This is a genomic window from Streptomyces sp. DSM 116795 (genome assembly GCF_055792905.1).
The window spans coordinates 6,137,892-6,157,275 of sequence record NZ_CM147707.1 but is presented as its reverse complement, the minus strand read 5'-3'; the positions used below and the strand labels follow the sequence as shown (position 1 = coordinate 6,157,275).

Sequence of the window (19,384 nt, the reverse complement as noted above, 5' to 3'; positions counted from 1 at the left end):
GGGGTGACATCCGTATGCCCGCCGCAGTTCACCTTCCGTTCACTCACCATCCTTACGTTCACGTGGACATCAACCTTCGAGCTGATTGCGTCTGGGTGAATGGAACACATCACGCTTCTCATCGGGATCGTGATCGTCACGGCCTTGGTGTTCGACTTTACGAACGGCTTTCACGACACGGCCAACGCCATGGCCACCACCATCTCCACCGGGGCGCTCAAGCCCAAGACCGCGGTGGCGATGTCGGCGGTCCTCAACCTCGCCGGAGCCTTTCTCTCCATCGAGGTCGCCAAGACCATCTCATCGGGAATCATCGACGAAGGCTCCGGAATCCAGCCTGAAGTGATCTTCGCCGGGCTGGTCGGAGCGATCATCTGGAACCTGCTGACCTGGCTCGCCGGGCTCCCCTCCAGCTCCTCGCACGCGCTGATGGGAGGCCTTCTCGGGGCCACCGTCGCCTCGGTCGGCCTCGGCGCCGTCAACGGCGGCACCGTTGTGATGAAGGTGCTCATCCCGGCCATCGCGGCCCCGCTCGTCGCGGGCCTCGCCGCGCTGTTCGCGACGCGGCTGACCTACCGTGCCGCCCGCAACGCCGACGAGCAGCAGACCGCCAAGGGCTACCGGGCGGGGCAGATCACCTCCGCCGCCCTGGTCTCCCTGGCGCACGGAACCAACGACGCGCAGAAGACCATGGGCGTCATCACCCTGGCCCTGATCACGGGCGGCGTGATCGCCCCCGAGGCGGACCCGCCGATGTGGGTCATCGTCTCGGCCGGCCTGGCCATAGCGCTGGGTACGTATCTCGGCGGCTGGCGGATCATCCGCACCATGGGCAACGGCATCACCGACATCAAGCCCCCGCAGGGATTCGCCGCGCAGACCTCCGCCGCGGTCACGATCCTCGCCTCCTCCCACATCGGCTTCTCGCTCTCGACCACTCACGTGTGCTCCGGTGCCGTCATGGGCTCCGGCGTGGGCCGCAAGGGCGGCGTCGTGCGCTGGTCGACGGCGGCCCGCATGGTGGCGGGCTGGGGTCTGACCCTTCCGGCGGCCGGGCTCGTCGCCGCGGGTGCGGCGCTGCTGGCGCGGCAGGGCGACTGGGGCGTCACCACGGTCGCGGTGCTCGCACTGGCGATGAGCGGCGGCATCTGGGTGCTCTCGCGCCGCCAGCCCGTCGACCACACCAACGTCAACGACGTCTCGCTGCCCGGGACTTCCGGGCCGGAGCCCGCCGGCGTCGTCACGGCCGCGCTGCGCAGCGTCGCGCCGCCGCCCGTAGCGGCGGCGGCAGCGGCGCACAACCGTGCGGACGGCAACGGCGGTCCGCACGCCACACCGGAGGACGCCGCCGTGCCGGTCCAGCCCGCGGAGGCGGACGCGGAGGCCGAGCGCCGACGAACCGCCTCCACACTCGGCTAGCCCGGCCGGCCCCGCTCGCTCCGCAGACCTCCGCAACCACACAGCAGACAGGGAAACGCTATGGACATCGACTGGGCAGCGCTCGGCCAGGTATTCGGCGTCAGCCTCGTGGCCACGGTCGCCCTGGTGGGCGTGTTCACACTCGGCATCGTGGGTGCCTCCGCCGGCAAGACCCAGAGCGCACAGGGCGGCGGCTCCTCCGTGCTGGCCCGCACCGGCGCGTACGCCTGCTTCGCACTGTGCGCCGCGGCCGTCGCGTACGGCATCTACATCATCACCGCGCCCTGAACAGCGCTGTAACGGCGGGCTCCTGAGGGCGGCCGCCGGGGCGAGGGGGTGCCTGACAAATAGCGTCGTCCTCCCCCTGGGCCTTCGGCCCGGGAGGTACCCCCAGCAGGGCGGGGTCCGCGGTGGCTGGTGCGTGCGATCGCAAGGCGGAGGGAGGAGAGCGCAGCGGGCTGCGCCGACGACTGACAACGCAGCGAGCGTGCGTGCAAGCCGCCGCGGAGCAGACGGGATTTGGCAGACACCCCCTCGGGGGTACGGAGCGCGCTGCTCCGTACCCCCTTCGTCATGTCCCGGTGCACCTGCCCGTGTGTCTGCTCACACTCTCCCGTCGCAGGTCAGCGGCGAGTTGACGCCCTTCCCGGTACGTGGTGGACTGCCGAATGCCCAACGGCGGCAGGAGAGGAAGCCGGTGCGAGTCCGGCGCGGTCCCGCCACTGTCACCGGGGAGCGCACCCCCAACCGACGGCCACGGCCCATATGTTCGACGGGCTGGAAGGCCGGGGGACGCAGCGATCCGGGAGCCAGGAGACTTTCACCGCCGGCACGTCGAACCAGGGCGCGGACCCTGAGTGAGGACTCCGTCATGCGTGGCTTGCCAGCCTCTCCCACACCTGTGTCCGCTCCCGTTCACGTCACGGCCCGTGCATTCGCCCGCGCCCGCGGCATCCCCCGGCACCGCGGCCGGCTGCCCGGCGCCGCCGCGCTGCTTCTCCGAGGCACGACGACGGCACGCTGACGGTGCGGGCCCATCGCACCCACCTGTTCGGCGCGGCCCTCGGTCATCTGGGCGATCTGCTGCTGGGCGACCCGCGCCGCGGGCACCCGGTGGCCGCCTTCGGCCGGGCCGCCGCCGCTGCCGAGCGCGTCCTGTGGCGGGATCACCGCGGTGCGGGCGCGCTGCACACCGCACTGTGCGTCGCGGGCGCCGTCACGGCCGTCACAGCGCTCTCGCGCACCGCACGCGCCCTCGCCGGGGCGGGCGGCGCCGCGCTCGCCGACGCGGCGGTGACCTGGACGGTGCTGGGCGGCACCGGGCTGCGGCAGGAGGCGCTGGCCGTGGCCGCGGCCCTGCACGCGGACGATGTGGAGGGCGCACGGCGGCTGTTGCCGAATCTGTGCGGACGCGATCCCCAGGCTCTCGACGCGGACGCCATCGCGCGTGCCGTCGTGGAGTCGGTCGCGGAGAACACCTCGGACGCCGTCGTCGGCGCCCTGGTGTGGGGGGCGGCCGCCGGGGCGCCGGGGATGGCAGCCTTCCGCGCCGTCAACACCCTCGACGCCATGGTCGGTCACCGCTCGCCCCGCCATCTGCACTTCGGCTGGGCGGCGGCCCGACTGGACGATGCCGCCGGCTGGCCCGGTGCGCGGCTCACTGCCGCACTCGCCGCGCTCGCCGGGCCTTCGCCGCGCGGGGCTCTGCGTGCGTGGTGCGCCGACGCAGGCCGCCATCCCAGCCCCAACGCGGGCCCGGTGGAAGCCGCGTTCGCCGGGGCGCTGGGCGTACGGCTGGGCGGCACCCTCAGCTACGGGGGACGCACCGAGCACCGCCCGGTGCTCAACTCCCAAGGGCGCACCGTACGTACGGGAGACATCGCCGAAGCGGTGCGGCTCTCGCGGCGCGTCGGCGCGCTGGCACTGCTGGTCACGTCGGCCGGCGGCGCGCTGCGGGCCGGCCGCCGGGCGGAAAGGGGTAGCCGGTGACGCCCACGGGAACGCACGGCGAGCGACGCGGCCGCCCCCCGGGCAGGTTCGCGGACGGAACGGGCGGCGGGCTGCTCGTCGCCGGCACCACCTCCGACGCGGGCAAGAGCGTGGTGACCGCGGGGATCTGCCGGTGGCTGACGCGCAAGGGCCTGAAGGTCGCGCCGTTCAAGGCGCAGAACATGTCGCTCAACTCGTACGTGACGCTGGACGGCGCCGAGATCGGCAGGGCACAGGCCATGCAGGCGGCCGCCGCGCGCACCGAACCGACCGCCCTGATGAACCCGGTGCTCCTCAAGCCGGGCAGCGACAGCAGCAGCCAAGTGGTGCTGCTGGGCAGGGCGGTCGGTGAGATGAGCGCCGGCGGCTACCACTCCGGCAAGCAGGAACGTCTGCTGGGCACGGTCGCCGACTGTCTCGCCGAGCTCCGGCGCACACACGACGCGGTGATCTGCGAGGGCGCAGGCAGTCCCGCGGAGATCAATCTGCGCCGCAGCGACATCGTCAACATGGGCCTGGCGAGGGCCGCCGGGCTGCCCGTGGTCGTCGTCGGCGACATCGACCGCGGAGGTGTCTTCGCCTCCTTCTTCGGTACGACGGCGCTGCTGGCGGCACAGGATCAGGCGCTGCTCGCGGGCTATGTGGTCAACAAGTTCCGCGGCGATGTGACGCTGCTGGAGCCCGGGTTGGAGATGCTGCACGGCCTGACCGGGCGTCCGGTGCTGGGTGTGCTGCCCTTCCGGCACGGCCTGGGCATCGACGAGGAGGACGGTCTGAGGGTCTCCCTGCGCAGCACCGTCCGCGAGTCGGCGCCGTCGGCCCCGTACGGAACCGACGTGCTGCGCATAGCGGTTGTGCCGGTGCCCCTGATGTCGAACTTCACCGATGTCGACGCGCTCGCCGCCGAGCCCGGCGTCGTCGTCCGCTTCACGGACCGGCCCGAGGAGCTCGCCGACGCCGACCTGGTGGTGCTGCCCGGCACCCGCGGCACGGTGCGGGCCCTCGCGTGGCTGCGCGAGCGCGGACTCGCGGACGCGGTGCGGCGCCGGGCGGCCGAGGGGCGGCCCGTGCTGGGCGTCTGCGGCGGCTTCCAGATGCTGGGAGAGCGCGTCGAGGACGACGTCGAGTCGCGGGCCGGCACCGTCGAGGGGCTCGGTCTGCTGCCGGTACGGGTGCGTTTCGCGCACGAAAAGACCCTCGCCCGGCCGTCGGGCCGGGCCCTGGACGAGCACGCAGAGGGTTACGAGATCCACCACGGGGTCGCCGAAGTGCTGGGCGGCGAGGCCGTGTTCAGGGACGCGGACGGCACGGCACTCGACGGCTGCCGGGACGGCGCCGTATGGGGGACGCACTGGCACGGGTCGCTGGAGAGCGACGGCTTCCGGCGGGCCTTCCTGCGCCGGGTCGCCGCCGACGCGGGCCGTGGCGGATTTCAGCCTGCGCCGCAGACCAGCTTCGCGGCGCTGCGCGAGGAGCAACTGGATCGCCTGGGCGATCTCATCGAAGAACACGCCGACACGGACGCGCTGCTGCGGCTGATCGAGTCGGGCCCGCCCACGGGCCTGCCGTTCGTCGCCCCGGGCGCGCCGGAGGCACAACACGCGGGAGCCTCTTGATGAGCACTGTTCTGCTGCTGTCCACCTCCGACACCGATCTGCTGGCGGCCCGCGCGTCCGCCGCCCCGTACCGGATCGCCAACCCCACGCGGGTCGACGCGGCCGGGGATCTGCCGGGGCTGCTGGACGGCGTGGACCTCGCGGTCGTACGGCTGCTCGGCGGCAAGCGCGCATGGGAGGACGGGCTTGCCGCGCTCAAGGCGTCCGGGGTGCCCACGGTGCTGCTGGGCGGGGAGGCGGTGCCGGACGCGGAGCTGATGGCCGAGTCGAGCGTGCCGTCGGGCGTGGTCGCCGAGGCGCTGAAGTATCTCGTGGAGGGAGGCCCGGAGAACCTGCGGCAGCTCGCGTGCTTCCTCTCCGACACGGTGCTGATGAGCGGGGAGGGCTTCGAACCGCCCGCCGCCATGCCGGAGTTCGGGGTGCACGGCGCCTACGAGCGACGGCCGGAGGCGCCCACGGTGGGTGTGCTCTTCTACCGGGCGCACGAACTCGCGGGCAACACCGCGTTCGTGGACACGCTGTGCGAGGCGATCGAGGCGGCGGGCGCCAACGCACTGCCCGTCTACTGCGGTTCGCTGCGAAGCGCGGACCCGGCGCTCTACGAGATCCTGGGGCAGGCCGACGCGCTGGTGACCACCGTGCTGGCGGCCGGCGGCACCCGGGCCGGTGACGCCTCCGCCGGCGGCGACGACGAGACGTGGGACATCGGGGCCCTGGCGGAACTGGACGTGCCGCTGCTGCAGGGGATGTGCCTGACGAGCACGCGGGAGGCGTGGCTGGCCTCCGACGCGGCCCTCTCGCCGATGGACGCGGCGATGCAGGTGGCGATCCCGGAGTTCGACGGGCGGCTGATCACGGTTCCGTTCTCCTTCAAGGAGGAGGGCCCGGACGGCGTCCCCGTCTACGCCGCCGACCCGGAGCGTGCCCGCCGCGTCGCGGGAATCGCCGTGCGGCACGCGGTGCTGAGGCACAAGCCGAACGCGGAGAAGAAGCTCGCGGTGGTCTTCACCGCCTACCCGACCAAGCACTCGCGGGTCGGCAACGCCGTCGGCCTCGACACTCCGGCGTCCGCGGTGAAGCTGCTGGACGCACTGCGCGACGCGGGGTACGGCGTCTCACCCCGCGACGGAGGAGCTGATGTCACCTTCCCCGACGAGGGCGACGAGTTGATCCACCGGCTGATCGCCGCGGGCGGCCACGACGTGGAGTGGCTGACGGAGGAGCAGCTTGCCGCCGCGCCCGCGCGCGTGCCGCTCAAGGACTACCAGGAGTGGTTCGGGCGCCTCGACCCCGGTCTGCGCGAGGAGATGACTCGGACGTGGGGTGAGCCACCGGGTGAGCTGTATGTCGACGGGGACGAAATCGTGCTGGCGTCACTCCAGTTCGGCAACGTCGTCGTGCTCATCCAGCCGCCCCGCGGCTTCGGAGAGAACCCGATCGCCATCTACCACGACCCGGACATGCCGCCCTCGCACCACTACCTGGCGGCCTACCGCTGGATCGAGCACACTTTCGGGGCCGACGCCGTCGTGCACATGGGCAAGCACGGGACGCTGGAGTGGCTGCCGGGCAAGGGCCTCGGCCTCTCCGCGGCGTGCGCCCCGGACCCGGTGCTCGGCGATCTGCCGCTGGTGTACCCGTTCATCGTCAACGACCCCGGTGAGGGCACACAGGCCAAGCGCCGCGGCCACGCCACGGTCGTGGACCACCTGGTGCCGCCGATGGCACGCGCCGACTCCTACGGGGATCTGGCCAAGCTGGAACAGCTGCTGGACGAGTACGCGCTGGTCTGCGATCTGGACCCGGCGAAGGCGCCCGCCGTACGGAGCCAGATCTGGACGCTCGTGCGGGCCGCCGAGCTCCACCACGACCTCCATGTCGAAGAGCAGCCGGGCGAGGACGAGTTCGACGACTTCGTCATGCACATCGACGGCTGGCTCTGCGAGATCAAGGACGTCCAGATCCGCGACGGCCTGCACATTCTCGGCGGCGGCCCGGTGGGCGAACCCCGCGTCAACCTGGCGCTGGCGGTGCTGCGTTCAGCGCAGGTGTGGGGCGGCGTCTCGGGTGCGCTGCCAGGACTGCGGGCGGCGCTGGCGGCCCATTTCGGCCTCTCCGAGTCCGACTTGCTCGCCGAGCCGGGTGCGCGCGCCGATGTGCCGGAGGCGCTGACGAAACTGGCGGAGGGGCCCGCCCGTACGGCCTCGGACGCCGTCGATCTGCTGGAGCGGCTGGCCCGCGCGCTCGTGGAGGAGATGGAGGCGCGCGACTGGGCGGCCGCGCAGGCCGCGCCCGTCGTCTCCGGCGTGCTCGGGGTTCAGCTGGACGACGCCGTGGATGTGCTGGAGTTCGCCGCGAAGGAGTTCGTGCCGCGGCTCGCGCGCACCACGGACGAGATCGGCAACGTACTCCACGCACTCGACGGCGGCTACATCCCGGCGGGGCCCTCGGGCTCCCCCACGCGCGGTCTCGTCAACGTGCTGCCGACGGGGCGGAACTTCTACTCCGTGGACCCCAAGGCCATTCCGTCCAGGCTGAGTTGGGACGTGGGCAGCGCTCTCGCGGACTCGCTGATCCAGCGGCACCTCGACGACACGGGCGAGTACCCGAAGTCGGTCGGGCTGACGGTATGGGGCACGTCCTGCATGCGCACACAGGGCGACGACATCGCGGAGATCCTGGCGCTGCTGGGCTGCCGTCCCTGCTGGGACGACGCCTCACGCCGCGTCACCGGCTTCGAGGTGGTGCCACCGGACGAACTGGGGCGGCCGCGCATCGATGTGACGGTGCGGATCTCCGGCTTCTTCCGCGACGCGTTCCCGCACGTGGTGGGCATGGTCGACGACGCCGTACGAGCGGTCGCGGAACTGGACGAGCCGCCCGGAAGCAACTTCGTACGGGCGCACGCGGACGAGGACACCGAAGCGCACGGCGATCGCCGCCGGGCCACCTCCCGCATCTTCGGCTCCAAGCCCGGCGCGTACGGCGCGGGCCTGCTGCCGCTGATCGACGCCCGCAACTGGCGCTCCGACGCCGACCTCGCCGAGGTCTACGCGGTGTGGGGCGGCTACGCCTACGGGCGCGGCCTGGACGGGCGTCCGGCGCGCGGCGACATGGAGGCGGCGTTCCGGCGCATCCAGGTGGCGGCGAAGAACGTCGACACCCGCGAGCACGACATCGCCGACGCCGACGACTACTTCCAGTACCACGGCGGCATGGTCGCCACGGTGCGGCACCTGACGGGCGAGTCCCCCGAGGCGTACGTCGGCGACTCGGCCGTACCCGACCGCGTGAAGACGCGCACGCTGGGCGAGGAGACGCACCGCGTCTTCCGGGCGCGCGTGGTCAACCCCCGCTGGATGGCGGCCATGCGCAGGCACGGCTACAAGGGCGCCTTCGAGATGGCGGCGACGGTGGACTACCTGTTCGGCTACGACGCCACGGCCGGAGTGGTCGACGACTGGATGTACGAGAAGCTCGCCGCCGAGTACGTATTCGACCCGGAGAACCAGGAGTTCATGAAGCGCTCCAACCCGTGGGCGCTGCGCGGCATCGCCGAGCGGATGCTGGAGGCCGCCGAGCGCGGGCTGTGGGCGGAGCCCGACCCGCGGACGCTGGAGCAGCTGCGGGCCATGTATCTGGAGCTGGAGGGCGACTTGGAGGACGACGGATGACCGCCGCGACCGCCCGTACCGCACACGTCGACTCCGGCCGCGCGCAAGGCGGTTCGCGCCGGCGGCCGTCCCAGGGAGGGAAGAGGGCATGAGCATCCCGTACCCGTTCACCGCACTCGTCGGAATGCGGGACATGCAGCTCGGGCTGCTGCTGAACTCGGTGAATCCCGCCATCGGCGGCGTCCTCATCCGCGGCGAGAAGGGCACCGCGAAGAGCACCGCCGTACGGGCGCTCTCGGCGCTGCTGCCCCGGCTGCAGGTCGTGCCCGGGTGCCGCTTCTCGTGCGACCCGGCGGCGCCGGACCCCGGCTGCCCCGACGGTCCGCACGAGAGCGGAGCCGAGGTGGGGGTACGCCCCCTGGCTTCGCCGGGGGGACCCCCACCCGCGCCGCTGGGGGCACCTCCCGCGGGAGCAGGGGGAGCAGGGGGAGAGTCCCGCGCTGCTCACATGGTGGAGCTGCCGGTCGGGGCGTCCGAGGACCGTCTCGTGGGAGCGCTCGACATCGAACGGGCCCTGTCGGAGGGCGTGAAGGCCTTCGAGCCGGGTCTGCTGGCGGACGCGCACCGCGGGGTGCTCTACGTGGACGAGGTCAATCTGCTCCACGACCACCTCGTCGATCTGCTGCTGGACGCCGCGGCCATGGGCTCCTCGTACGTGGAACGCGAGGGTGTCTCCGTGCGGCACGCGGCGCGCTTCCTGCTCGTCGGCACGATGAACCCCGAAGAGGGGGAGCTGCGGCCGCAGTTGCTGGACCGGTTCGGTCTGACGGTGGAGGTGTCGGCCTCCCGGGAGACCGGTGAACGCGTGGACGTGGTGCGCCGGCGCCTCGCCTACGACGCCGATCCGGCCGGTTTCGCCGCGGGCTGGGCGGCCGAGGAGGAAACGCTGCGCCGACGGATCGCCGGAGCAAGGGAGTTGCTGCCGCAGGTGCGGCTCGGTGACGCGGCGCTGCGGCAGATCGCGGCGACGTGCGCGGCGTTCGAGGTGGACGGCATGCGCGCGGACCTGGTGATGGCGCGCACCGCGACGGCGCTGGCCGCCTGGTCGGGCCGCACGGACGTGACGGCGGAGGACGTACGTCAGGCGGCGCTGCTGGCCCTGCCGCACCGGCGCAGGCGCAACCCGTTCGACGCGCCGGGGCTGGACGAGGACAAGCTCGACGAGACGCTTCAGCAGCACGCAGGCCCCGACGAGGGCGAGGGCGGCGACGGCGGTGACAGCGACGACGACGACCCGGACCCGGACGGCCCCGACGACGGCGGAGGACGGCCCCCGCAGGACGATCCACCCGAAGGGGACCCGCAGCGCGAGACGTCCCTGCCCGGGCAGCAGTCGCAGGCACAGGACGAGCGGCAGGACCAGCAGGCACCGGTGCCTCCCCCTGCGCCCAACGGCGCGGGAGGTACCCCCACCGCGTCGGCCGGGGACGACGAGAAGAGTGAGAACAGCGGGAACGGCGAGCCGGGCGACGGTACGTCCGCGGGCGCAGCGCCGGAGAAGCCCGCGGCGCCTGCCTCCGAGCCCTTCCGTGCCCGCACTCTCTCCGTACCCGGCCTCGGCGAGGGCGCGACGGGCAACCGCTCCCGCGCCCGTACCGCGCACGGCCGGACGACCGGCGCCCGCAAGCCGCGCGGCACGCTGGGCCGGCTGCATGTGGCGGCCACCGTGCAGGCCGCGGCGCCGCATCAGCGGGCCCGCGGACGTGCCGGCCGCGGACTGGTGCTGCGCCGCGACGATCTGCGCGAGGTCGTACGGGAGGGACGCGAGGGCAATCTCGTCCTCTTCGTCGTGGACGCGTCCGGTTCGATGGCCGCGCGGCAGCGGATGAGCGCCGTCAAGGGAGCCGTCCTCTCGCTCCTCCTGGACGCCTACCAGCGGCGCGACAAGGTCGGCATGGTCACCTTCCGCCGCGCGGAGGCGGAGGTCGCCCTGCCGCCCACGTCGTCCGTCGACGCGGCCGCCGCGCGGCTGGAGTCGCTGCCCACCGGGGGGCGTACGCCGCTGGCGGCGGGGCTGCTCAAGGCGCGGGAGGTGCTGCGCTTGGAGCAGCTGCGCGACCCGGCGCGCCGTCCGCTGGTGGTCACCGTCACGGACGGCCGGGCCACCGGCGGCGCCGACCCGGTGGAGCGGGCACGGCGGGCGGCCCGGCTGCTGGAGGCCGACGGTACGGCGTCCGTGGTGCTCGACTGCGAGGCCGGGCCCGTGCGGCTGGGACTCGCGGGCGCACTCGCCGCCGAACTGGGCGGCAGCGCCGTGACGTTGGAGGAGCTGCGTGCCGAGGCGGTCACGGACCTCGTACGGCACGCCACCGGCACGCGCAGCCAGCCGGCTGCCACGGCCCCCGCGCCGCTCTCCCCGGACGCCTCCGGGACCGCGAACACCGGGCACATCCAGCCGCCGAACCGGAGGGCCGCGTAATGCCGAAGGGACAGCCGAGCGCCGTACCCGACGACGGACTCACCACACGCCAGCGCCGCAACCGGCCGCTCCTCGCGGTGCACACCGGCACCGGCAAGGGCAAGTCGACCGCGGCCTTCGGGCTCGCGCTGCGCGCGTGGAACCAGGGCTGGCCGATCGGGGTGTTCCAGTTCGTGAAGTCGGCCAAATGGAAGGTCGGCGAGGAGCGTGCGCTGCGGGTCCTGGGCGCGAGCGGCGAGGGCGGCACCGTCGACTGGCACAAGATGGGCGAGGGCTGGTCCTGGATCCAGCGGGACGGCGAGATGAGCAGCGAGGAGGCGGCCCGCGAGGGCTGGGAACAGGTCAAGCGCGACCTGGCCGCCGAGACGTACCGCCTGTACGTGCTCGACGAGTTCGCCTACCCGATGCACTGGGGCTGGGTCGGCACGGAGGAGGTGGTGGCGGCGCTGCTGGAGCGGCCGGGCACCCAGCACGTGGTCATCACCGGCCGCAACGCGCCGCAGAAGCTGATCGACGCCGCCGATCTGGTCACCGAGATGTCCAAGGTGAAGCACCCCATGGACACGGGCCAGAAGGGCCAGCGGGGCATCGAGTGGTGAGTACATGAGCGGACACATGAACGAGCCCGGGCACGAGCACAGGAACGAGCGCTGCGTGAACCCGCCGCGGCTCGTCGTCGCCGCGCCCTCCTCCGGCAGCGGCAAGACGACGGTGGCGACGGGGCTGATGGCGGCGTTCACCGAGGCCGGCCTGACCGTCTCACCCCACAAGGCCGGCCCGGACTACATCGACCCCGGCTATCACGCCCTGGCCACCGGCCGCCCCGGGCGCAATCTCGACGCGTATCTGTGCGGTACCGAGCGGATCGCGCCGCTCTTCGCGCATGCCGCCGCCGGTACCCAACTCGCCGTCGTCGAAGGCGTGATGGGCCTGTACGACGGTGCCGCCGGAGCGGGCGAACTGGCCTCGACCGCGCAGGTGGCGAAGCTGCTGAAGGCGCCTGTCGTGCTGGTGGTGGACGCCTCGTCCCAGTCGCGTTCCGTCGCGGCGCTCGTGCACGGCTTCGCGTCGTGGGACCCGGAGGTGCGGGTGGCGGGCGTCGTGCTCAACAAGGTCGCCTCCACACGCCACGAGGCCCTGCTTCGGGAGGCACTCGACGGCGCCGGCGTGCCCGTGCTGGGTGCCCTGCGGCGGGACTCCGCCGCGGACACGCCGTCCCGTCATCTGGGCCTGGTGCCGGCCGCCGAACGGCACGCCGAGGCGGTGGAGTCCGTGGCCGCGCTGGCCGCCCGTGTCCGTGCCGGCTGCGACATGGACGCGCTGCTCGCGCTGGCGCGCAGCGCTCCCCCGCTGCCGGTGACGCCGTGGGAGGCGGCCGCCGAAGTGCGCGGGCAGAGCGCTCCCGTACTCACCCGCCGGCGGCGGCCCCGCATAGCCGTCGCGGGAGGCGCCGCCTTCACCTTCTCCTACGCGGAGCACACCGAACTGCTGCAGGCCGCGGGCGCGGAGACCGTCACCTTCGACCCGCTGCGCGACGAGAGCCTGCCCGAGGGCACGCACGGCCTCGTCATCGGCGGCGGCTTCCCCGAGGTGTACGGGCAGCAGTTGTCGGCGAACAAGCCGCTGCGCGTCGCCGTACGCGAACTCGTCGCCGCCGGCGGCCCCGTGGCGGCCGAGTGCGCCGGGCTGCTGTATCTCTCCCGCGAGCTGGACGGCGAGGCGATGTGCGGGGTGCTGGACGGCTCGGCCCATATGACAGAGCACCTCACGCTCGGCTACCGCGAGGCCGTCGCGGTCGACGACAGCGTGCTGGCACCCGCCGGACTGCGGGTGCGGGGGCACGAGTTCCACCGCACCGCCCTCACACCGGAGGCGGGCGGCGAACCCGCGTGGGGGATCGTGCGCCCCGAGCGGCGCAGGGAGGGCTTCGTGGGCGGCCCCTCGGGCAACGTCCACGCCTCGTACCTGCATGTGCACTGGGCCGCCGCCCCCGTGATGGCCCGCCGGTTCGTGGAGAGGTGCGTCCCATGCCCAGACTGACCGGAGTGGGCGTGGGCCCCGGCGATCCGGAACTGGTGACGGTCAAGGGCGTGAGTGCGCTGCGCGAAGCCGGAGTCGTCGTCGTACCGGTGATGGAGGACGGAGGCACGGGCCGCGCCGAGGCGACCGTGCTGCACTACGTAGAGGCCGCGAAGGTCGTCCGCGTCGTCTTCGCGCTCAACGAACGCAGCGACCGCGCGCGGCGGGAGGCCGCATGGGACGCGGCGGGCACGCGCGTCGCCGGGCTGCTGGGCACACACGGAACGGTGGCCTTCGCGACGATCGGCGACCCCAACGTCTACTCCACCTTCGGATATCTCGCGCAGACCGTCTGCGAGTCGGTGCCGGGGGTGGTCGTCGACACGGTCCCGGGCGTCACCGCGATGCAGGATCTGGCCGCGCGCAGCGGCGCGGTCCTCACGGAGGGGACGGAACCGCTGACGCTGGTGCCGGTGACGGCCGGAATCGCCGTGCTGAGGCGGGCACTTGAGGGCCCCGGGACCGTCGTGGCGTACAAGTTCGGACGGCAGGCCACCGAGGTCGAGGCCGTGCTGCGCGAGACGGGGCGCACGGAGGGTGCGGTGTGGGGCTCCTCGCTCGGTCTGCCGGGCGAATCGATCCGTACCGCCGCCGGACCGGGCCCGTCCGGCGGCGAGCAGGGGGAGAGCGAGCGGCTGCCGTATCTGTCGACACTGATCGCGCCCGCCCGGCGTGCGGGACGAGGAGGCAAGCTATGAGCGTGAACACCGGTGGTACGGCGGCCGGTCCGGCGGGCGGAGGAGATGCGGCTCTCACGGATAGCGGGACGGACGTGGCGGGCGGTGCGGACCGGGCGAAGGTGACGATCGTCGGCGCCGGTCCCGGGGCCGCTGATCTGCTCACGTTCCGCGCTGCGCGCGCCATCTCCGAGGCGGACGTCGTCATCTGGGCGGCGAGCCTCGTGCAGGAGGAGGTGCTGGAACACGCGCGCCCCGGTGCGGAGATCCTCGACTCGGCGTCGATGTCGCTGGAGGACGTCGTGGCCGTCTACGGACGTGCGCGCCGGGAGGGGCTGCGCGTGGCCCGTATCCACTCCGGCGACCCGGCGCTGTGGGGCGGCACGCAGGAACAGGCCGACCGGTGCGCCGAGTTGGGCATCCCGCTGGAGATCGTGCCGGGCGTAGCGTCGTTCTCGGCGGTCGCGGCGCTCGCCGGACGGGAGCTGACCGTCCCCGAGGTGGCCCAGTCGGTGATCCTCACGCGGCTGGGCGGCGGCAAGACGCCGATGCCGCCCGGCGAGGAGGTGCGGGAGTTCGCACGGCACGGAACGACGATGGCGCTCTTCCTCTCCGCGGCGCGGTCGGGGCAGCTCCGTGACGAACTGCTGGACGGGGGTTACCCGGAGGACACACCCGTCGTCGTCGCCTATCAGGCCACCTGGCCGGAGGAGCTGCTGCTGCGCTGCACGGTCGGCACCCTGGAGGAGACCGTCAAGGAGCACAAGCTCTGGAAGCACACGCTCTTCCTGGTGGGCCCGGCGCTCTCCGCGGCGGGCACGCGCTCGCATCTGTACCACCCGGGCCACTTCCACGGCTTCCGGCGGGCGGACCCCGAGGCGCGGCGCGCGCTGCGCGCGGCGCGCACGGCTGCGGCGGACGGCTGAGAGATGACGACCGGTCACGGTGCCGCCGAGGACGGCGAGACGTACGGGGCTCTCCCGCCCGAGGAGGCGGGCGGGAGCCCCGGTTCGCCGGCAGTACGCGGCTCGGGCCCGGGTTCGCGCGGTGTGGCGGGCTCCGGCTCGGCCGGTGTGGCGGGCTCCGGCTCCGGTTGGGGTTCCGGCGGCCTGACGGGCTCCGCCTCCGGCGGCGTGCCGGATCTGCGCGAGCCCGATCTGCCCCGTACCGCGAAGACGCGCCCCAAGGCGCTGCGCACCGGCTGGACGACGGGCACTTGCGCCTCGGCGGCCGCACGTGCCGCCGCGCTGTACCTGGCGACGGGCCGTGCACAGCCCTGGGTCGAGGTCGCGCTGCCGTCGGGGCGGCGGGTGACGTTCGCGGTCGAGCGGTCCGCGGAGCTGAGGCGGGGGCGCACGGAGGCCGTCGTGGTCAAGGACGCCGGCGACGACCCGGACGTCACCCACGGATCGCATCTGACGGCGACGGTGAGCTGGCGTGAGAGCGGCCCGCCGGGCCTCGCGCTGCACGGCGGCGTCGGCGTCGGCGTCGTCACAAGACCCGGGCTGGGCCTGGAAGTCGGCGGCCCGGCGATCAATCCCGTGCCCCGGAGCATGATCGGACAGGCGGTCGGCGAGGTCATCGACGTCGAGGCGCGCGGCGTGGACGTGACGATCAGCGTGCCGGACGGCGAGGTGCGCGCCCGTAGGACGACCAACGCCAAGCTCGGCATTCTGGGCGGCATTTCGATCCTCGGGACCACGGGGATCGTACGGCCCTTCTCCACCGCGTCGTGGCGTGCCAGCGTCGAGCAGGCCGTCTCGGTGGCGGCGGCGCAGCGGGTGCCGGCAGTGGTGCTGTGCACTGGCGGCCGTACGGAGAAGGGCGCGATGGAGCTGCTGCCGCGGCTGCCCGGGGTGAGCTTCGTCGAGGTCGGCGACTTCACGGGTGCGGCGCTGCGGCGCGCGGTGCACGGCGGTGTGCCGCACGTCGTGTTCGTCGGCATGGCGGGGAAGTTGACGAAGCTGGCGTCGGGTGTGCTGATGACGCACTACACACGCTCGAAGGTCGATCCGGACACCCTCGCGGACATCACACGGGCGGCGGGCGGCGCGGCGGACGTCGTGGAGCAGGTCTCACACGCGAACACCGCCCGGCACGCCTACGAACTCTGGGAGGCGGCCGGGCTGTTGGAGGCCGCGGGCACCGAACTGTGCAGCCGCGTCGCCCGGGTGATGGCCCGCTTCACCGACCACGCCGTGACGACGGAGGCCGCGATGGTCGACTTCACCGGACGCACGCTCGTCGCCTCGGCGGCGCAACCGGGCTGCGGCGGGGGGCTGCTGTCGTGATCACGGTCATCGGCACCGGCACCGGCACCGGCACGGCCGCCGACGAAGAACGGACGCACACCGAGGCGCTGGCGCGGGCGACCCTCGTCGTGGGAGCCCGGCGTCATCTGCAGGAGGCCCGGCTCCCGGACGGCGCCGAGCGCGTCGTGCTGGGCGCGCTCGCACCGGCGCTGGACGCCGTGGAGGCCCACTTGTCCGCGTACGTGGTGGAGGACGGCGGGCGGTCGGCGCCCCGCGTGGTGGTGCTCGCCTCCGGCGACCCCGGGTTCTTCGGGGTCGTACGCGCCCTCGCCGAACGCTTCGGCCCCTCGGCGCTGCGGGTGCGGCCGTCGGTGCCCTCCGTCGCGCTGGCCTTCGCACGCGCGGGGCTGTCCTGGGACGACGCGGTGGTCGTCAGCGCGCACGGCCGTGATCCCCGTACGGCCGTCAACCTCTGCCGTGCGCACCCGAAGACGGCGGTCCTGACGGGGCCGGGCTGCGGACCCGCCGAGCTGGGAGCCGCGCTCGCCCACACGGGCATCCCCCGCACCCTCGTCGTGGCCACCGCCCTCGGCGGCGCCGGCGAACAGGTCGAACGCGTCTCCCCCGCCGAGGCCGCGGAACGCACCTGGCCCGACCCGGTCAGCGTCGTCCTCTGCTTCGACCCCGCGCGTGCGGTTCCGCCCGCGCAGCGCGCGGTCGCGGGCGGGCACCCGCGGCCCGCGGGATGGGCGCTGCCGGAGGAGGAGTTCGCACACCGCGACTCGATGGTCACCAAGTACGAGGTGCGTGCGCTCGCGCTCTCCCGCATGGGCCCGGGCCCCGGCGACCTCGTCTGGGACGTCGGCGCGGGAAGCGGCTCCGTGGCGGTCGAGTGCGCGCGGCTCGGGGCCGCTGCGGTCGCCGTCGAGCAGGCCGCCGACGGCGTCGGACGGATCCGCGGGAACGCCGCCGCCCACGGCGTCGATGTGCAGACGGTGCACGGTGCCGCGCCGGATGCGCTGGCTCAACTGCCCGACCCCGACGCCGTGTTCATCGGCGGCGGCGGACGGCTGCTGCCCACGGTCGTCGCGGCATGTGCCCGGCGCGCACGCCGCTGCGTCGTCGTCACGCTAGCCGCGCTCGACCGGGTGCCGGAGGTGCGGGAGGCACTGTCCGGCGCGGGGCTGTGCACCGAGGGCGTACTGCTGAACTCCTCCCGGCTCGCGCCGCTTCCGGGCGATGTGACGCGGCTCGCCGCGACCAACCCGGTCTTCGTCCTGTGGGGCACCGCGCCCTCCGGCACGGCCGGCCCGACAGACACGTCCGGCGTCACGGACACCACCGACACCACCGACACCACCGACACCCCACAGAATCCCGACACTTCCGAAGGAGCCGCACCGTGATCGGCCTCATATCCGCCACCGCGGCAGGCGCGTCCGCCCGCGACCGGCTGGCCGCGGCGTGGCCGGGCCGTACGCGCGTCTACGAAGGCACCCCGGTGCGCGAAGCCGTCGAGCGGGCGTTCGGCGAGTGCGACACGCTGGTCTGCTTCCTCGCCACGGGCGCCGCCGTCCGCCTCCTCGCACCGCTCCTGGGCGACAAGCGCACCGATCCGGGCGTGGTGTGCGTGGACGAGGCGCAGCGTTACGCGGTGGCGCTGCTGGGCGGCCACGAGGGCGGTGCCAACGAGCTGGCGGCGTCCGTGGCCGAGGCCCTGCCGGGCTGCGAGCCCGTCGTCACCACGGCCACGGACGCCACGGGCGTGCCCGGTCTGGACGCACTCGGCTGGCCCGTCGAGGGCGCGGTGCCGTCCGTCACGCGGGCGATCCTGGACGGTACGCCCGTAACCCTCCGGGCCACCGCGCAGTGGCCGCTGCCCGCGTTCCCGGAGAACGTGTCGCCGCCGTCCCCGGCGACGACGGCGTCGACAGCCGCCGCGGACGAGGCGGCCCGTACGACGCTGTGGGTGACGGACGAAGTCCTCCCGCTCGGCCCGGACGAGGCCGTGCTGCGCCCGCCGTCCCTGGCCGTCGGCATCGGTGCCAGCCGCGGTGTCAGCAGCGACGAGGTGATCGGCCTCATCGAGCAGGCACTCGACGACACGGGGCTCTCCATGCGTTCCGTCGCCGAACTGGCGACCGTCGACGCCAAGGCCGGCGAGCCCGGGCTGCTCTCCGCTGCGGACCGGCTGGATCTGCCGCTGCGCACCTACGCCGCCGGGGTCCTCGCGGACGTCGAGGTACCCAACCCCTCTCGCGCGCCGCAGGCGGCCGTCGGAACGCCCTCCGTCGCGGAGGCGGCTGCCCTCACGGCAGCAGGCGAGGACGCCCGGCTGATCGTGCCCAAGACCAAGTCGGTGCGCCTCGACGGCGCTCCCGCCATGGCGACCGCCGCCGTGGCCCGCCGCCGTCCGCGCGGCAGGCTGGCGCTCGTGGGCCTGGGACCGGGCGCCCGCGACCTGATGACGCCGCGCGCACGCGAGGAGCTGCGGCGGGCATCGGTGCTGGTGGGGCTGGACCAGTACGTCGGGCAGATCCGGGATCTGCTGCGTCCCGGCACCCGCGTGCTGGAATCGGGCCTCGGCAGTGAGGAGGAGCGGGCGCGCACGGCGGTGGCCGAGGCACGCGCCGGACGGTCCGTCGCCCTCATCGGCAGCGGCGACGCCGGCGTCTACGCGATGGCCTCGCCCGCGCTCGCCGAAGCGGGCGACGACATCGACGTGGTCGGGGTGCCCGGGGTCACCGCGGCGCTGGCCGCGGCGGCCGTCCTGGGCGCGCCCCTCGGACACGATCACGTCTCGGTCAGCCTCTCCGATCTGCACACGCCGTGGGAGGTGATCGAGCGGCGGGTGCGGGCCGCAGCTGAGTCGGACACGGTGGTGACCTTCTACAACCCGCGTTCGCGCGGCCGCGACTGGCAGCTGCCGAAGGCCCTGGCAGTCCTCGCGGAGCACCGCTCCCCCGGCACACCCGTCGGTGTCGTACGGAGCGCGAGCCGCCACGACGAGCAGGTCACGCTCACGACGCTGGGCGAACTCGACGCCGCGGCCGTCGACATGATGACGGTGGTGACAGTGGGCAACACCGCGACCAGGACGGTCGCCGGGCGGATGGTGACGCCGCGGGGCTACAGGTGGCAGACATGACGCGCGACGGCCGTACGTGCACGGCAGACACGGCAGACGCGGCAGGCACCCGGGGCCCGGCGCGCCTTCCGGGTCCCGCAGACGTGGCAGGCCCGGCAGGCAGGCCAGGCA

At 73.7% G+C, this 19,384-nt stretch carries 13 protein-coding genes and 1 riboswitch; all 13 genes read left to right on the top strand.

The annotated features are described in order from the left end of the window. Positions 1-99 precede the first annotated feature (99 nt). The 13 genes from ACSMXX_RS26515 to cobJ all read left to right on the top strand — a co-directional run bounded on the left by ACSMXX_RS26515 (position 100) and on the right by cobJ (position 19,273). A complete protein-coding gene (locus ACSMXX_RS26515; protein WP_473181199.1) occupies positions 100-1,419 on the top strand; it encodes an anion permease in 1,320 nt (439 codons plus the stop codon). 60 nt (positions 1,420-1,479) lie between these two features. After that, positions 1,480-1,707, top strand: a complete 228-nt coding sequence (locus tag ACSMXX_RS26510) for a hypothetical protein (protein WP_473181198.1) — start codon at positions 1,480-1,482, stop codon at positions 1,705-1,707. A gap of 352 nt (positions 1,708-2,059) precedes the next feature. Further along, a riboswitch (cobalamin riboswitch) is annotated at positions 2,060-2,258 on the top strand. 187 nt (positions 2,259-2,445) lie between these two features. Then, complete coding sequence (locus ACSMXX_RS26505; RefSeq protein ID WP_473181197.1) at positions 2,446-3,408, top strand: cobalamin biosynthesis protein; 963 nt, start codon at positions 2,446-2,448, stop codon at positions 3,406-3,408. A 71-nt stretch (positions 3,409-3,479) separates the two neighbouring features. Then, the gene (locus tag ACSMXX_RS26500) at positions 3,480-5,024 is read left to right on the top strand and encodes a cobyric acid synthase (protein WP_473184982.1); all 1,545 of its coding nucleotides are present in this window, start codon (positions 3,480-3,482) and stop codon (positions 5,022-5,024) included. Beyond that, entirely contained in the window at positions 5,024-8,698 is a 3,675-nt protein-coding gene (gene cobN, locus ACSMXX_RS26495) for a cobaltochelatase subunit CobN (protein ID WP_473181196.1), read from the top strand. Before ACSMXX_RS26500 ends, cobN begins: the two co-directional genes overlap by 1 nt. A gap of 88 nt (positions 8,699-8,786) precedes the next feature. Beyond that, complete coding sequence (locus ACSMXX_RS26490) at positions 8,787-11,117, top strand: putative cobaltochelatase (protein WP_473181195.1); 2,331 nt, start codon at positions 8,787-8,789, stop codon at positions 11,115-11,117. Next, positions 11,117-11,716: a cob(I)yrinic acid a,c-diamide adenosyltransferase gene (gene cobO, locus ACSMXX_RS26485; protein WP_473181194.1), complete on the top strand. Its 600-nt coding sequence runs from the start codon at positions 11,117-11,119 to the stop codon at positions 11,714-11,716. Before ACSMXX_RS26490 ends, cobO begins: the two co-directional genes overlap by 1 nt. 4 nt (positions 11,717-11,720) lie before the next feature. Continuing rightward, a complete protein-coding gene (locus tag ACSMXX_RS26480) occupies positions 11,721-13,157 on the top strand; it encodes a cobyrinate a,c-diamide synthase (RefSeq protein ID WP_473181193.1) in 1,437 nt (478 codons plus the stop codon). Beyond that, the gene (gene cobI, locus ACSMXX_RS26475) at positions 13,145-13,894 is read left to right on the top strand and encodes a precorrin-2 C(20)-methyltransferase (RefSeq protein ID WP_473181192.1); all 750 of its coding nucleotides are present in this window, start codon (positions 13,145-13,147) and stop codon (positions 13,892-13,894) included. Before ACSMXX_RS26480 ends, cobI begins: the two co-directional genes overlap by 13 nt. After that, positions 13,891-14,799 (top strand): precorrin-4 C(11)-methyltransferase, encoded by a 909-nt coding sequence (gene cobM / locus ACSMXX_RS26470; RefSeq protein ID WP_473181191.1) that lies wholly within the window; start codon positions 13,891-13,893, stop codon positions 14,797-14,799. The genes cobI and cobM overlap by 4 nt, the downstream gene beginning before the upstream one ends. Before the next feature lie 3 nt (positions 14,800-14,802). After that, positions 14,803-16,164 carry a cobalt-precorrin-5B (C(1))-methyltransferase gene (locus ACSMXX_RS26465; RefSeq protein ID WP_473181190.1) on the top strand — a complete coding sequence of 454 codons (1,362 nt, stop codon included), beginning with the start codon at positions 14,803-14,805 and terminating at the stop codon, positions 16,162-16,164. After that, on the top strand, positions 16,161-17,531 hold the full coding sequence (gene cbiE, locus ACSMXX_RS26460; protein WP_473181189.1) for a precorrin-6y C5,15-methyltransferase (decarboxylating) subunit CbiE: 1,371 nt from the start codon (positions 16,161-16,163) through the stop codon (positions 17,529-17,531). Before ACSMXX_RS26465 ends, cbiE begins: the two co-directional genes overlap by 4 nt. Next, a complete protein-coding gene (gene cobJ, locus ACSMXX_RS26455) occupies positions 17,528-19,273 on the top strand; it encodes a precorrin-3B C(17)-methyltransferase (protein WP_473181188.1) in 1,746 nt (581 codons plus the stop codon). Before cbiE ends, cobJ begins: the two co-directional genes overlap by 4 nt. The last annotated feature ends 111 nt before the right edge of the window (positions 19,274-19,384 follow it).